Source organism: Priestia koreensis (assembly GCF_001274935.1).
GTDB lineage: Bacteria > Bacillota > Bacilli > Bacillales > Bacillaceae_H > Bacillus_AG > Bacillus_AG koreensis.
Genome location: NZ_LILC01000037.1, coordinates 269,572 through 285,176, shown reverse-complemented (window position 1 = coordinate 285,176; position 15,605 = coordinate 269,572). Strand labels below are relative to the sequence as shown.

12 protein-coding genes are annotated in these 15,605 nt (G+C 41.2%); 8 read left to right on the top strand and 4 right to left on the bottom strand.

Features of this window, described 5'->3' with window-relative positions:
• Window positions 1–2: 2 nt before the first annotated feature.
• Complete coding sequence (locus AMD01_RS22855) at window positions 3–2,063, bottom strand: transglycosylase domain-containing protein (RefSeq protein ID WP_053403758.1); 2,061 nt, start codon at window positions 2,061–2,063, stop codon at window positions 3–5.
• A gap of 235 nt (window positions 2,064–2,298) precedes the next feature.
• Between AMD01_RS22855 and speE the strand changes: the two genes are divergently transcribed.
• Together speE and speB are read left to right on the top strand one after the other, a co-directional pair.
• Complete coding sequence (speE, locus tag AMD01_RS22850) at window positions 2,299–3,126, top strand: spermidine synthase (RefSeq protein WP_053403757.1); 828 nt, start codon at window positions 2,299–2,301, stop codon at window positions 3,124–3,126.
• A 105-nt stretch (window positions 3,127–3,231) separates the two neighbouring features.
• Window positions 3,232–4,104 carry an agmatinase gene (gene speB / locus AMD01_RS22845; protein WP_053403756.1) on the top strand — a complete coding sequence of 291 codons (873 nt, stop codon included), beginning with the start codon at window positions 3,232–3,234 and terminating at the stop codon, window positions 4,102–4,104.
• A 35-nt stretch (window positions 4,105–4,139) separates the two neighbouring features.
• Here the strand turns inward: speB and iadA are convergent, their stop codons facing one another.
• Window positions 4,140–5,309 (bottom strand): beta-aspartyl-peptidase, encoded by a 1,170-nt coding sequence (iadA, locus tag AMD01_RS22840; protein WP_053403755.1) that lies wholly within the window; start codon window positions 5,307–5,309, stop codon window positions 4,140–4,142.
• A gap of 369 nt (window positions 5,310–5,678) precedes the next feature.
• Here iadA and AMD01_RS22835 point away from each other — a divergent pair, with 369 nt between their 5' ends.
• Window positions 5,679–6,122: a YwiB family protein gene (locus AMD01_RS22835; protein WP_053403754.1), complete on the top strand. Its 444-nt coding sequence runs from the start codon at window positions 5,679–5,681 to the stop codon at window positions 6,120–6,122.
• Window positions 6,119–7,789: an arginine--tRNA ligase gene (gene argS / locus AMD01_RS22830; RefSeq protein ID WP_053403753.1), complete on the top strand. Its 1,671-nt coding sequence runs from the start codon at window positions 6,119–6,121 to the stop codon at window positions 7,787–7,789. Before AMD01_RS22835 ends, argS begins: the two co-directional genes overlap by 4 nt.
• Window positions 7,790–7,834: 45 nt before the next feature.
• On the opposite strand, the gene uvsE is transcribed toward argS, so the two are convergent.
• Both uvsE and cls read right to left on the bottom strand, forming a co-directional pair.
• Window positions 7,835–8,791, bottom strand: coding sequence for a UV DNA damage repair endonuclease UvsE (gene uvsE, locus AMD01_RS22825; protein ID WP_053403752.1), 957 nt, complete (start codon window positions 8,789–8,791; stop codon window positions 7,835–7,837).
• Window positions 8,792–8,806: 15 nt separating this feature from the next.
• A complete protein-coding gene (cls, locus tag AMD01_RS22820; RefSeq protein ID WP_053403751.1) occupies window positions 8,807–10,009 on the bottom strand; it encodes a cardiolipin synthase in 1,203 nt (400 codons plus the stop codon).
• Window positions 10,010–10,195: 186 nt separating this feature from the next.
• Between cls and AMD01_RS22815 the strand changes: the two genes are divergently transcribed.
• From AMD01_RS22815 to AMD01_RS22800, 4 genes are all read left to right on the top strand, one after another.
• Window positions 10,196–12,307, top strand: a complete 2,112-nt coding sequence (locus AMD01_RS22815) for a (Fe-S)-binding protein (protein ID WP_053403750.1) — start codon at window positions 10,196–10,198, stop codon at window positions 12,305–12,307.
• 99 nt (window positions 12,308–12,406) lie between these two features.
• Window positions 12,407–13,588 (top strand): acetyl-CoA C-acetyltransferase, encoded by a 1,182-nt coding sequence (locus AMD01_RS22810; protein WP_053403749.1) that lies wholly within the window; start codon window positions 12,407–12,409, stop codon window positions 13,586–13,588.
• A gap of 18 nt (window positions 13,589–13,606) precedes the next feature.
• Window positions 13,607–14,458 carry a 3-hydroxybutyryl-CoA dehydrogenase gene (locus AMD01_RS22805; RefSeq protein ID WP_053403748.1) on the top strand — a complete coding sequence of 284 codons (852 nt, stop codon included), beginning with the start codon at window positions 13,607–13,609 and terminating at the stop codon, window positions 14,456–14,458.
• Between the two features lie 11 nt (window positions 14,459–14,469).
• Window positions 14,470–15,600, top strand: a complete 1,131-nt coding sequence (locus AMD01_RS22800) for an acyl-CoA dehydrogenase (protein ID WP_053403747.1) — start codon at window positions 14,470–14,472, stop codon at window positions 15,598–15,600.
• Window positions 15,601–15,605: the final 5 nt, after the last annotated feature.

The window sequence follows — 15,605 nt, the reverse complement described above, 5'->3', positions numbered from 1 at the left end:
TTTTATCTCACCCAATCCCATAAGGAATTATACCAATGCTTTTGTGGAGCAGGTTTTACTTTCTTTACTTTTTTGTGGTGCAGATGCTCTGTACAGTACTCAGTAGGTTCTGTTCCTTTTACGTAATAAGTAAGGCGAGCCACAGGGCAGGTTGATGTAGCTAGCTTTCCATTATCAGGGTTTACAAGTACACCAACGACTCCTTTTGGCGTAGAAAAACTAGAAGCTCCTTGATTTCGAAGAGCCTTCTCCATAAAAGTCGCCCAAATTTCTTTCGTATATTTACGTTCAGGTGGTGACGTCATTTCTCGATTATCATCATAGCCAGACCAAACGGCTGTAGTGAGCTCTGGAGATGAGCCGATCATCCAGCTGTCTGTCAGCGTTGTACCAGACTTTCCAGAGTAATCGTGGGAAAGCTGTTTTAAAATCGGTGTGCCTGTTACAGACGTATAATCATTTAACTTTGGATCAAACATGCCTGTCATCAACTGATTCGTGACAAAAGCAACTTTAGGATCTAACAGCTGCTTTTGTTGAATGGGTTCCTCATAGACCGTTTGTCCATCGTACGTTTCGATTCGTTGAATGAAGGATGGCTTCACTTCTTTTCCACCGTTTGCTAGAATTCCGTAGGCGTTAGCCATTTCAACTTGCTTCACTCCCGACGTACCTAGGGCAAGTGAAGGAACCTCTTTAAGAGGAGTGGAGATGCCTAGAAGTTTGGCAGTCTCAATCAACTTTTTTTCCCCAATGAACATATCGGTTTTTACAGCATACACGTTGTCTGAAAGAGCAATTGCCTGAGCAAGCGTAATTGGGCCATCGGCATAATAATTGTTGTAGTTGCTCGGTGTGTATTTGGATACGCCATCTGCCATCGTGAAAGTGGTTGGCTCGCTCTTCATTTCCGTTGAAGGCGTGAATCCTTCTTTTAATGCTGCATAATACAGAAAGGGCTTCATCGTCGATCCAGGCTGTCGAACAGCCTGCGTGGCGCGATTAAAAGAGCTTTGTTCATAGTCACGCCCACCCACAAGAGCTTGCACTTGTCCATTATTCGGGTTGATGGCAGTGAGTGCAATTTGAATATCGGAATAATCCGCAACCGTGCTCCGAACGGTTTCTTCCGCAATCTTTTGTAAGGAAGGGTTGAGGGTTGTATATACCTTTAACCCTTTCGTTTTAATCATATCAGGATCAATCTTTAATTCATTAATAAGCTGCGCTTTAGCACTATCTACAAAGTAAGGAGCAAGCTGTTCTTTTTCAATATATGGTTTTGTACCGAAGCTGAGTGCCACGGTTTGAGCAGATAACGCTTCTTTTTGGCTAATTTTGTGATTGCGAACCATAGCGCGTAAAATTAGCTTTTGTCGTGATTTAGCATTCTCCAAATGATCCATCGGCGAATAGTAGGTAGGACCTTTTGGGATTCCAGCTAGGATCGATGCTTCTGCAAGTGTTAAATCTTTCGCTGATTTACCAAAGTAAAAACGTGATGCGGCTTCTACTCCATAAGCTCCGTGCCCGTAGTAAATGGTGTTTAAATAACCTTCTAAAATTTGCGCCTTCGTATAGTTTGTTTCCAGTCGCACAGTATAAAGCGCTTCAACAATTTTACGCTCCCATGTTTTGTCATGACCAAGAAACAGATTTCGCGCATACTGTTGCGTAATTGTACTTGCACCTTGTACTTTTGCGCCCGCCTTAATATCAGCGACAATCGCACCACCAATTCGCTTTCCATCAAAGCCATGATGTTGGTAAAAGTGCTGATCTTCAATCGATACTGTCGCAGCGGTTAAGAACGGAGAAATATCTTTCAAAGGCACCCAGTAACGTTTCTCTCCGTGACTCATTTCTCCAATGACGCTCCCATCCTGTGCATAGAACGTAACAGTTTGCGGAACAGATAGAGGTGGAGGTCCAGCTACTTTTGCGTAGGTGAATAGGAGACCGAAGCCAATGAGAAAAAGAACACATGCTAATAAAGCCAACAGAATGCCCATTCGGATATATTTTCTCGCTTTTTTCAAACGCTCTATGAAAATGATCTCCATCTTTCACCCTCCCGTACTCTTTTAGCAATCAGTATGAGGTGAAAAACGATTTTTTAAACGTCTCTCTATAAAATAGAGAGCGAAATCTAGCAATGAATAGCATCCGTTTTCAATCCGGCTAAAATTTTTCTTGCAATTTTGCTAGATTCCTCTATACTGATTTCGTGTTTGTATTACTTGTGTTAGGGAAACCTATCCTTGAATTCACTCTAAGAATAGAAAGGAAGTTGAAGAGATGGAATTATGGTTTACTGAGAAACAAACAAAGAATTTTGGAATTACGGCGAAAATTAAACGCACGTTACATACAGAGCAAACAGATTTTCAAAAGTTAGATATGATTGAAACAGAAGAGTTCGGTAACATGTTAGTACTAGACGGCATGGTTATGACAACTGAAAAAGATGAATTCGTTTATCACGAAATGGTTGCACATGTACCGTTATTTACACATCCAAACCCAGAAAACGTATTAGTTGTTGGCGGAGGAGATGGCGGAGTAATTCGTGAAGTACTAAAACATCCAAGCGTGAAAAAAGCAACGCTTGTTGAAATCGACGGTAAAGTAATCGAGTACTCTAAAAAGTTCTTGCCAAGCATTGCTGGCGCTCTTGAAGATCCTCGTGTTGAAGTAAAAGTAGACGATGGCTTCATGCACATTGCTGAAAGCGAAAACGTGTACGATGTTATCATGGTTGATTCTACTGAACCAGTAGGACCAGCTGTTAACTTATTCACAAAAGGCTTCTATGCTGGAATTTCAAAAGCATTAAAAGAAGACGGTGTATTTGTTGCTCAAACAGACAACCCTTGGTTCACACCAGAACTAATCACAAACGTTCAACGTGACGTTCGTGAAATCTTCCCAATTACACGTTTATACGTGGCGAACATTCCGACGTATCCAAGTGGTCTTTGGACGTTCACAATCGGTTCTAAGAAGCACGATCCACTTGAAGTAAGTGAAGATCGCTTCCATGACATGGATACAAAATACTATACAAAAGATATTCACAAAGCAGCATTTGCTTTACCGAAATTTGTAGCAGACCTAGTAAAATAATCGATCGATAAGAAAAGAGAGGGGGTTCCAACGTACCGTAACTTTTGGAACTCCCTTTTTTCAAGTGTATATTATTAAATTAAACCTTGAAATGGAGGAACAACCATGCGTTTTGATGAAGCTTATTCTGGAAATGTATTTATTAAAAGTCACCCGAACTTTGATGAAAGTAAAGCCGTTCTTTACGGAATGCCAATGGACTGGACGGTTAGCTATCGTCCTGGGTCTCGTTTCGGCCCAACTCGTATTCGTGAAGTATCAATCGGTTTAGAAGAATACAGTGCCTATCTAGATCGTGAACTAGAGGACGTAAAATATTTTGATGCTGGTGATATCCCGCTTCCGTTCGGTAACCCGCAACGTAGCATTGAAATGATTGAAGAATTCGTGGATAAAGTACTAGCAGAAGACAAGTTCCCAATGGGAATGGGCGGAGAGCATTTAGTATCTTGGCCTGTTTTTAAAGCAATGTATAAAAAATATCCGGATCTAGCGATTATCCATATGGATGCCCACACGGATCTTCGTGAAGAGTATGAAGGAGAGCCTCTTTCTCACTCAACGCCAATTCGTAAAGCAGCAGAGCTAATCGGACCGAAAAACGTCTATTCATTTGGTATTCGTTCAGGTATGAAGGAAGAATTCCAATGGGCGAAAGAAGTTGGCATGCATATCTCAAAATTTGAGGTGCTTGAGCCATTGAAAGAAATTCTACCAACGCTTGCAGGCCGTCCTGTGTACGTAACAATTGATATTGACGTACTAGATCCTGCACATGCTCCTGGAACAGGAACAGTGGATTGCGGCGGTATTACATCAAGAGAATTATTGGCATCGATTCATGCGATTGCAAATTCTGATCTAAACGTTGTGGGAGCAGATTTAGTAGAAGTAGCGCCAATCTATGACGTGTCAGAGCAAACGGCAAATACAGCAAGTAAGCTTATCCGTGAAATGATTTTAGGATGGGTAAAATAAGAAGAAGCGAGTGATCAGCTCGCTTCTTTTTTTGTTTATTCAAACGTTCCTTTTATGATCGCTTCTCCGTCTCGAACCATGCATACGCCTTTCGCAAACACACTCTGAATATGGAGCGATTCTTTGTCTACTAGAACAAGGTCTGCGTCTCGACCAACCTCAATTTGACCTTTCGATGAAAGCTTTAATACAGCCGCTGGTGTAGACGTAATCACTTGAAGGGCCGTTTCAATCGGTACATTTTCTTGTAAAATAGCGTCTCGCACTTCTTCATACAAGGAAGACACTCGGCCAATTTTTAATCCAACTAAATTACCATCTGAATCGAATTCCGGTAAACTACCTTGAGCATCAGAGGTGAAGGTAATGTGCTCGATTGGTACACCGCTCTCAAGCATTCGTTTCAATCCTGTGCTGCACTGTACCTCACCACCTTCTAGAAAGCTTGGAACAGTGCTTGTTGTAAAGTCGACATATCCGCCTTTTTTTGCAAACTGGATTCCGGCTTCGAATAAGTATGGATTCCGATTAATGTGAGTAGGTTGGAACGTTTTAACAGGAATATCATGCTGCTCGATGACTTGTTCTAGTAATCGTAGTTTTGAGTGACTATCTCCCAAATGAACGTTCACAATACCAGCTTTTCCTGACAGCATTCCACCAATTCGTGCTGCTGACGCAATCTTCGCCATTTCTTCTACCGTAGGCTGTGAAGAGCGATGGTCGCTAATAGCAATTTCACCAGCCCCGATTACGCGATCGATTAAAATTAAGTCATCTTCAATTTTCCCTGTTAGCGTTTTGACAGGTACTTGATAGCTTCCTGTGTGTACATAACACGTGATTCCTTCTTCTTCTAATCCTCTTGCTTTGGCAATTAAAGCAGGCATCGTACGAGTCGTTCCGTCCGTCCCAATTACACCTACGATCGTGGTAACACCAGCTAGCGTAGCATCTGTAAGCTGAAGCTCAGGCGTACGCGTTTTGTAGCTTCCTTCACCACCACCACCTGTGATATGTACGTGGCCATCAATAAAACCAGGAAATAAAAGCTTTCCTTCGCCGTCAATTGTATCAGTAAGGAGGTGATCAGGTACTTGGATAACATCATCTATGTAACCGATTTTTCCTCCTGTAAGTAGCACATCTTTTTTTCCTACATATTGCGGCGCATAAATCTCTATGTTTTTAATAAGTACTAGCATGGTAAAAACTCTCCTCCGTCACTTAATTATTAATAAATAAAATTTATAAATATTCATTATGATGACATTAAATACATGTAAATACAATGAGGAAATGCTCGTTTTTCTTTTAAAATAAAAATTTACTATACTATGTTCGCAACGAAGAGTTTGTGGCAACAATAGTAGCAGAGAATGGAATTCATTTATACATATAAGAAGAAGCCATCGTTTTTCCTTCCTCCTGATGTTGAATTCTCCTAGCAGAATGTTTATACTATTTAAGTTATAAAGTAAAAAATCAGTCGTCAGCTCATAGGTTGTACGATACGAGATTGTTTCTTATATTTAATCATAAAAAGTATGGAATAGTAGGGAAGTGTAATCAATATGAAAAATCCCTCAGCTGTAGATAAACGCGAGGTTCAAGTTCATGTCGTCACGGATATTCGTGATGGACAACGAAAAGAAACCAATTCCTTTAAAGCAAGTGGTCATCTCCATGAAAAAGATGGTGTGATGTACTTAACATATGAAGAAAAGCTAGAAGACGGGAATGTTTCAACGATTGTAAAAGTAAAGCCTGATGAAGTCATTCTTATGCGTTCAGGGCTATTTAAAATGAGACAGGTGTTTCGAAAGCAGGAGCAAGTAGAAGGAAGCTATGCCAGTCCATATGGGCCATTACAAATGAGTACGCTCACGTATAACATTGAGAATAAAAAGATGAATACAAAAGGTCGCCTCTTTCTTTCTTATGACTTGTATCTACAAGGTGAAAAGGCAGGAAGATATGCGCTAACGATCACATTTAAGGAGGAGCAACATTCATGAATATTGTTGAACAAGTAAAAGATCGCTTAAAAGAAGAAGTCAAACAAGCGGTTCTTAAAGCAGAATTAGCACAAGAAGAGCAAATCCCAGAAGTCGTATTAGAAACACCAAAGGACAAAGCACACGGTGATTACTCCACAAATATGGCAATGCAGTTAGCGCGCGTAGCGAAAAAGGCACCAAGAATGATTGCTGAAGCTATCATTGAAAACTTTGATAAATCAAAAGCATCCATTGAAAAGATTGAAATTGCAGGTCCTGGTTTTATCAACTTTTACATGGATAACAGCTATTTAACAGACGTTATTCCAACCGTATTAAACGCTGGCGCAGCTTACGGTGAATCAGATGCTGGAAAAGGTGAAAAAATTCAGGTTGAGTTCGTTTCTGCGAACCCAACAGGTGACCTTCACTTAGGACATGCTCGCGGGGCAGCAGTCGGTGATTCATTATGTAACGTTCTTGCTAAAGCAGGTTATGACGTTTCTCGTGAATATTATATCAATGATGCAGGGAATCAAATTAACAACTTAGCTCTTTCTGTTGAAGCACGTTATATGCAAGCACTAGGCATGGAAAAAGAAATGCCAGCAGACGGCTATCACGGTCAAGATATTGTTGGAATTGGTAAAGAATTAGCAGAAGAGTACGGTGATAAATACGTAAACGTAGATGAAGAAGAGCGCTTTAACTTCTTCCGTGATTACGGTTTAAAATATGAAATGAAAAAGCTTCAACAGGACTTAGAAGAGTTCCGTGTTAAATTTGACGTTTGGTATTCAGAAACATCTCTATACAAAAACGGAAAAATTGAAGATGCGTTAGAAACGCTACGTGAGCAAGGCCACATCTATGAAGAAGACGGCGCAACATGGTTCCGTTCCACAACATTTGGTGACGACAAAGATCGCGTATTAATTAAGCAAGATGGGTCATTCACATACTTAACGCCAGATATTGCGTACCACCAAGATAAAATCAAGCGTGGGTTCGGCAAGCTAATTAACATCTGGGGTGCGGATCACCACGGATATATTCCGCGTATGAAAGCGGCTATTCAAGCATTAGGATACGGGAAAGATACGTTGGAAGTTGAAATTATTCAGCTTGTTCACTTATTCAAAGACGGCGAAAAGATGAAAATGAGTAAACGTACGGGTAAAGCTGTTACAATGCGTGATTTAACTGAAGAAGTTGGATTGGACGCAACACGTTACTTCTTTGCGATGAGAAGTGGCGATACGCACCTAGACTTCGATTTAGATTTAGCGGTATCTCAATCAAACGAAAACCCTGTATATTATGCACAGTATGCTCATGCGCGTATTTGCAGTATTCTTCGCCAAGGTGAAGAATCTGGAATCGTATTAGATGACAAAGCAGATCTATCTCATATTTCATCTGAAAAAGAGATGGATTTACTTAAAAAAGTTGGGGAATTCCCAGAAGCGGTAGCGGAAGCAGCAACAAAACGTATTCCACACCGCATCACAAATTATATCTTTGATCTTTCTTCGACATTCCACAGCTTCTACAACGCTGAAAAAGTATTAGATGCTGAAAATGCGGAAAGAAGTAAAGCACGCCTTGAACTAGTAAAGGCTGTTCAAATTACGCTTCAAAATGCTTTAGCGCTAATCGGCGTTTCTGCTCCAGAAAAAATGTAATCATGAAGAACCTATCCGGTCGTCGGATAGGTTCTTTTCTATTGGTTATTTCCACTGAATCGTTGCGCCACCGATCCGCTTAACTCCGCGAATAGATGCAATATCTTCGACAAGCTTTAAGAGGGACTGATCTTTTCGCTTTGCCTCAATCATGACATCAAAATCACGTCCCAGTTCCCTAGCCATTCGAAAAAAGGGCTCCACAAACTCTAATGATACGTAGTCTGCATGGCTTCGAAAGGCATTTTCCGATTTTGGTGAGGAGATATGTACTTTAGGATTTAAATTCATATGTGACCACGTATCGAACACAGGAGCTAGTAAGTTTTCAAGCTCTTCTTCACCTGGATTTGCTTGATGGTGATGATAATCAAACATAAGTGGAATTTGCTGGTGCTGACAGATCGTTAATGTTTCATCCGTTGTATACGTTTTGTCATCATTTTCGAGCGTCATTCGCTTTTTTATTTCGTTTGGAAGCTGCTTAATATTTTGATGAAATCGCTCTACGGCTTTGGTCTTATCTCCGTAAGCGCCCCCGACGTGGATATTGATAACCGATTCCTCTTCAAGACCCATCGCCTTTAACACATTGTAATGATATTGCATATCAGAGACGGCATTTTCGGTGACGTGCTTTTTGTCACTAGTAAACAGCGTAAATTGATTGGGGTGAAAGCTAACCCGTAGTTTATGTTCTTTAATGAGACGACCTAAGTCCCGCCACTCTTCCTCGAAAATCGACTCATAATCCCACTTTGCTTCCGGATGTGTAGCAAGAGGAACAAGGGAAGAGGAGAGGCGATATAGTGGGATTTCTTGCGCAATGTTATAAAAAATGGCGCGCTTTGTGTTCCAAATATTTTCACGGGTAACGGAAATTAGTTTTTCTAGCCGCTCTTCTTTCGGCAGCTTCTGCCATCTTGTGAACGTTAGCGTTCGAGCAGGGGATGCTTCCCAAAGAGATAGAGCGTGTGAAACATATCCGAATCGAACGAGCATTATTGTCACTCTCCTTTATAAGAAAGGGGAAACCCACGTTGCCACCATTTCTTTTCCTTTTTCAAATAGTGTTCGCTTTTCAATATGATAAAGCTCCAGTGGCGTACATTCATCCACGTTTTGAAAGAACGTATCTCGTGCGTATTTTACAAATGAGGCAGTTGATATAAAGCAATTAATTTCACTGTTTAAGAACATGCTTCTCTTATCAAAATTACCTGTTCCAATATCACAAACACTCTCGTCTACGATCACGGCTTTAGCATGGTAAAAGCCATAGTAATATTGATGAATGTGGCATCCTGCTTCTAAAAGAGCAGGGATATAAGCAAATGCGGCATCTTTTACGAATTTATGATCAGGCTTCATTGGCATAAGGATATGAACGCTTACTCCTCTTTTTAAGGCATCCAAAAGGGCTTGAAACAGTCGCTGGCTCGGTACAAAATAAGGTGTGCCAATGCAAAGCTCTTTTTGTGCGCGTTCAACAAGCGATAAAAAGTCTGATTCTAGAGATTTTCCTTCTGAAGACATAATGCGTATTTCAAGATCTCCTTCAGGAAGGGAACAAAAGTAATCGGAGCAGTCCAATAAATCCTCTGAGGTAGCTCGCTTCCAGTCCAAAAGAAATTGCATTTCTAAGTCCTCTACTGCTTTTCCCTTCATCTTCAGGTGATAATCCTTCCAGTTGCCGAGCACGGGATTCAATCCTAAATATTCCTGTCCAATATTAAATCCTCCGATGTAACCAATTTTTCCGTCCACAATCGTAACTTTTCGATGATTGCGGGCATTTAATGTGTAAAACAAATACGGAAATTTAGGTAAATGACTATAAGAGAAATGAACGCCACTTGCTTTTAACGAGCGAATAGATTTCAACGTCATCTTTGCACTTCCAATCCAATCCACTAGAAGACGAACCTCAACATTCTGCTTTGCCTTTTTTTCCAGAAGTGCAAAGAATTTTTTACTAATATCATCGTCTTGAACGACATAAAAAAGAATATGGACAAATGACGTGGCTTTTTCAATTTCTGCAAAATAATCCTCATATAAATGATTGCCGTTCGTAAAGAGTTGGAGGGAACCTGTTCGACTAGGATATTTTGGTTCGGGAATGGATTGTAACATTGCTCGTTTTCCTGCAGCAAAATCAATAGCGAGCCATGCGATGAAGATAATGAGTAATAAAATCACGATTAATGTCGCTAGCAACGTCCACACCTCCTTTTTCTTTAGTGTGACCGTAAGATCAAATATTATTTCATGATTATAATTTGATATTATCTATTGACTGAATGCTCATTCAATTTTACAATGTATGTAATATACTATTCAGAAAATTTCTATGATTCAACAAGGGATGAAGAGATTTTTTAGCAGGAGAGGGGATACAAAACAATGAAAGGTTTATTGTGGGCAAATTTAATACTATTTTTATTTGTAACCGCTTACGCCGTCTCGCTTTTTGTCTATTTAATTCGGACGCGCATGGCCTACATCAAGCTAGGAAAGAAAGTGGAGTTTGATGGCCGTGTCAAAGAACGTTTAGATAAAATCTGGGTGAACGTATTTGGACAAAAAAAGCTATTGAAGGATAAGAAGAGTGGGGCCATCCACGTCATGTTCTTCTACGGATTTATTCTTGTTCAGTTTGGCGCAATTGATTTTATTTGGAAGGGGCTAAAGCCGGGTTCACATCTACCGCTAGGACCTGTTTATCCAATTTTTACGTTCTTCCAAGAAATCGTATCGCTTGTGATTTTGGTTGCCGTTGTGTGGGCGTTCCATCGACGTTATGTTGAAAAGCTTGTTCGACTAAAAAGGGGTTTTAAGTCAGGGCTTGTTCTATTATTTATCGGTGGATTAATGCTTTCTGTTTTAATTGGGAATGGGGTATCAATCGTTTGGTTTGACGAAGAATTTTCTTGGTTTGAACCAGTTGCATCTGTTATTTCGGTCGTGTTAAGTGGAATAGGAGAGCATCCATCAATCGTGATCTTTTACATTGCATGGTGGATTCACTTAATTTTCTTGCTTTCGTTTTTGGTGTACGTGCCACAATCAAAGCATGCTCACTTAATTGCAGGACCTGTGAACGTGTTCTATAACCGCTTATCAAATCCTGGTAAGTTAGAAAAAATTGATTTTGAAGATGAAACACAAGAAAGCTTTGGGGTAGGGAAGATTGAAGATTTTACACAGCATCAGCTTATTGATATGTACGCATGTGTAGAATGTGGACGCTGTACGAATATGTGTCCGGCAACGGGAACAGGAAAGATGCTGTCACCGATGGATTTAATTATCAAAATGCGTGATCATCTAACGGAAAAAGGTGCAGCGATTACGTCGAAAGCTCCTTGGGTTCCAACGTATGCTTTTTCAAATACAAAAGGAAATCAATTAGCAATGTCAGCTTCAGGATTGGGTGCTACAGAGTCTGCTGCGACGCTCGAATACAATCCTTCCTTAATCGGAGATGTCATCACAGAAGAAGAGATCTGGGCTTGTACAACTTGTCGAAACTGTGAAGATCAATGTCCAGTTATGAACGAACATGTGGATAAAATTATTGATTTGCGCCGTTACCTGGTCCTAACGGAAGGGAAAATGGAGCCAGATGCACAGCGTGCAATGACAAATATCGAACGCCAAGGAAATCCTTGGGGTCTAAACCGTAAAGAAAGAGAAACGTGGCGTGATGAGCATGAATTTGTTCGCATTCCAACAGTAAAAGAATTAAGTAAGGCTGGGGAGGAATTTGAGTACCTGTTCTGGGTAGGATCAATGGGTTCTTACGATAATCGTAGCCAAAAAATTTCACTTGCTTTTGCAAAGCTGTTAAATGAAGCGGGTGTGAAGTTCGCGATTCTAGGGAACAAGGAGAAAAACTCTGGAGATACGCCTCGTCGTCTTGGAAATGAGTTCTTATATCAAGAGATGGTAACAAAGAATATCGAGGAGTTTGAAAAAGCAGGTGTGAAGAAGATTGTTACAATCGACCCGCATGCTTATAACACATTTAAAAATGAGTATCCTGACTTTGGATTAGAAGCCGAAGTTTATCATCATACAGAGGTTTTAGCACAGCTAGTAGAAGAGGGTCGATTAAAGCCAACTCACGAGTTATCTGAAACGGTAACATTCCATGATTCTTGCTATTTAGGACGTTACAATGAAGTGTACGATGCGCCTCGTAATATTTTAAAATCCATTCCAGGCGTGAACCTAGTTGAAATGGAACGTAATCGTGAAAAAGGAATGTGCTGTGGTGCTGGTGGAGGCTTAATGTGGATGGAAGAAACCGCTGGAAGCCGTATCAACGTCGCTCGTACTGAGCAAGCAATGATGGTTAATCCAACTGTTATCAGCTCTGGATGTCCGTACTGCTTAACGATGTTAAGTGACGGTACGAAAGCGAAGGAAGTAGAAGACCGTGTTGGCACATATGACGTGGCAGAACTTCTAGAACAATCCGTATTTGGCAAAAAGAAAGAAGTAGCTTCTTAAAATAGTAGACGGTAAAAGTGATGGAGGCTCAACAAGCATTTTATGTTGAGTCTTTCATCACGATTAGCCATTCAATGACCATAACAAGGGGGAACTATGATGACTAAAACAGTGATTTTAAGTGGCGTACGTACACCTGTAGGGAAATTGGGAGGAGCACTAAGTACATTAAAAGCTTCTGAGTTAGGCGGCATATCAATTAAGGAAGCGCTTACTCGTGCGCAGTTAGAAGGAAAAGATGTACAGCAAGTCATTATGGGAAGCGTGCTACAAGGAGGACAAGGACAAATTCCTTCTCGTCAGGCTGCTCATCATGCGGGTTTACCGTTTGAGGTTGGCACAGAAACCATTAACAAAGTGTGTGCTTCTGGATTGCGAAGCGTCACACTCGCAGATCAAATTATTCGTTCAGGAGACGAGGAAGTAATCGTCGCTGGTGGAATGGAATCGATGAGTAACGCTCCTTACATTCTTCCGAAAGCACGCTTTGGTTTCCGTATGGGAGATGGACTTGCAAAAGATTTAATGACTCATGACGGGTTAACATGTAGCTTCACAGGTGTGGCAATGGGGGAATACGGAAGTCAGTCAGCTGATGAGATGGAGATCTCAAGAGAGGAACAGGATCGCTGGGCATTACGTAGCCACGAGAGAGCAATTAAAGCCCAAGAAAATGGTAGCTGGGGAGAAGAGATTGTCCCTGTGTCTATTCCGCAGCGAAAAGGAGATCCACTCGTTGTCTCAACTGATGAGGCGCCGAGAAAAGATACATCCTTTGAACGCCTTTCTGCTTTAAAGCCAATTTTTGATCAAGCAGGAACAATTACAGCAGGGAATGCACCAGGTGTTAATGACGGAGCAGCAGCACTTGTCTTAATGAGCGAGGAACGTGCACAAAAAGAAGGACGAACACCACTTGCAACGATTTTAGGTCACACATCAATGGCGACAGAGCCGAAGGATTTCCCGAAAACACCGGGTCTTGTTATTAACAAACTGCTTGAAAAGACGGGTAAGAGCGTAGATGATATTGACCTGTTTGAAATTAATGAGGCATTTGCGGCGGTAGCTCTTATTAGTGCAAAGCTATCCAACATTGACGAAGAAAAAATTAATGTAAATGGCGGAGCGGTTGCGATGGGACATCCAATCGGCGCAAGCGGAGCACGTATTATTGTTTCACTTATTCATGAACTGAAAAGACGCGGTGGCGGAATCGGCGTTGCATCTATCTGTAGTGGTGGCGGCCAAGGTGATGCCATTATGATCGAAGTACATTAAAAAAGTGGGGGAATAGGGATGAATATTCAAACGGTAATGATCACGGGTGCTGGACAAATGGGGTCTGGTATTGCACAAGTATTTGCGATGGCAGAGTATGATGTTATTTTACATGATATTGCGCAAGAAGCTGTTGAACGAGGAATGAAAGGCATTCAGCGTAACCTTGAGAAACAAGTCGATAAAGGAAAGCTCTCTTCTGAGGAGCTACATAATATCGTGGACCGTTTTACGCTCACAACAAATTTACAAGAAGCAGAGCGCGCGGATCTGATCATTGAAGCAGCGGTTGAAAACATGGAAGTAAAGAAAAGCATTTTCGCACGATTAGATGTTATTGCGAAAGAGGACGCAATTTTGGCAACGAACACGTCATCATTGCCAATCACGGAGATTGCCGCAGTGACAAAATCGACCGAGCGCTTGATCGGAATGCACTTTATGAATCCAGTTCCTGTGATGAAGCTTGTGGAGATCATTCGCGGCTTAGCAACTTCTCAAGAGACGTATGATGCAGTTCATGAGGTCGTAAAAACTCTAAATAAAGTACCGGTCGAAGTGAACGATTTCCCAGGTTTCGTCTCCAACCGTATTTTAATGCCAATGATCAACGAAGCCATTTTTACGCTTTACGAAGGAATTGCGACAAAAGAAGCCATTGATGAAGTAATGAAGCTTGGCATGAATCATCCAATGGGACCTCTTACACTAGCTGATTTTATCGGACTAGATACGTGTTTATACATTATGGAAACGTTGCATGAAGGGTTTGGGGATGACAAATATCGTCCGTGTCCGCTTCTTAGAAAATATGTAAAAGCAGGATGGCTTGGCAAGAAGACAGGTAGAGGCTTCTATACGTACTCATAAGGGGGAGCACGATGAGCTTAACTTTCACGGCTGAACAAAAAATGCTACAAAAAATGATCAGAGACTTTTCTCAAAAGGAAGTAGAGCCTTTTATTACGAGGATGGAACAAGGAGAGTTTCCATCTGAAATCTTAGCAAAGATGGGTGAGCTAGGATTAATGGGAATTCCGATTCCAGACGAATATGGCGGGGCAGGACTGGATTTTATCAGCTATATTTTAGCGATACATGAATTATCAAAAGTGAGTGCGACACTCGGTGTTATTTTATCTGTTCATACATCTGTCGGAACCAATCCGATCTTATATTTTGGAACGGAAGAACAAAAACAGCGCTACATTCCAAAGCTCGCTTCAGGCAACTATCTAGGTGCTTTTTGTATTACAGAGCCACAGGCTGGGTCAGATGCTGCGGGGTTAAAAACACGAGCAGAAAAGAAAGGGAACGAATATATCCTGAATGGCTCTAAAATGTTTATTACAAACGGCGGAGAGGCGGATACGTATATCGTGTTTGCTAAGACAGATGCAGATAAAGGCACAAGAGGAATCTCAGCTTTTATCGTTGAAAAATCGATGCCCGGATTTATCGTTGGAAAAGATGAACACAAAATGGGGTTGAACGGATCTAGAACGGTACAGCTTCATTTTGATCAAATGAGAGTGCCTGAAGAGAATCTACTTGGAAAAGAAGGCGAAGGTTTTACCATTGCTATGGCAAACTTGGATGTCGGCCGTATAGGGATTGCCGCCCAATCACTAGGTATTGCCGAAGCTGCTCTTGAAGCGGCAACGGATTATGCCAATACGCGTGTTCAGTTTGGAAAACCAATCGTCCGTCAACAGGGCGTTGGGTTTAAATTAGCTGATATGGCGACACAGGTAGAAGCAGCAAAGCTTCTTGTCTATCAGGCTGCTTATCTTCGTGCCAATGGTCTTCCGTGTGGGAAACAAGCATCGATGGCAAAATTATTTGCTTCTACAACAGCGATGAATGTGTCTACAGAGGCGATTCAAGTGTTCGGAGGATACGGGTATACAAAAGAATACCCCGTAGAGCGATATTTCAGAGATGCAAAGGTTTGTGAGATTTATGAAGGAACGAGTGAAATTCAACGTATCGTCATCAGCAAGCATTTATAAACAAA

Coding starts and splice junctions, on each gene's coding strand:
- AMD01_RS22855 (WP_053403758.1), bottom strand. CDS start 2,063: ATGGAGATCATTTTCATAGAGCGTTTGAAAAAAGCGAGAAAATATATC.
- speE (WP_053403757.1), top strand. CDS start 2,299: ATGGAATTATGGTTTACTGAGAAACAAACAAAGAATTTTGGAATTACG.
- speB (WP_053403756.1), top strand. CDS start 3,232: ATGCGTTTTGATGAAGCTTATTCTGGAAATGTATTTATTAAAAGTCAC.
- iadA (WP_053403755.1), bottom strand. CDS start 5,309: ATGCTAGTACTTATTAAAAACATAGAGATTTATGCGCCGCAATATGTA.
- AMD01_RS22835 (WP_053403754.1), top strand. CDS start 5,679: ATGAAAAATCCCTCAGCTGTAGATAAACGCGAGGTTCAAGTTCATGTC.
- argS (WP_053403753.1), top strand. CDS start 6,119: ATGAATATTGTTGAACAAGTAAAAGATCGCTTAAAAGAAGAAGTCAAA.
- uvsE (WP_053403752.1), bottom strand. CDS start 8,791: ATGCTCGTTCGATTCGGATATGTTTCACACGCTCTATCTCTTTGGGAA.
- AMD01_RS22815 (WP_053403750.1), top strand. CDS start 10,196: ATGAAAGGTTTATTGTGGGCAAATTTAATACTATTTTTATTTGTAACC.
- AMD01_RS22810 (WP_053403749.1), top strand. CDS start 12,407: ATGACTAAAACAGTGATTTTAAGTGGCGTACGTACACCTGTAGGGAAA.
- AMD01_RS22805 (WP_053403748.1), top strand. CDS start 13,607: ATGAATATTCAAACGGTAATGATCACGGGTGCTGGACAAATGGGGTCT.
- AMD01_RS22800 (WP_053403747.1), top strand. CDS start 14,470: ATGAGCTTAACTTTCACGGCTGAACAAAAAATGCTACAAAAAATGATC.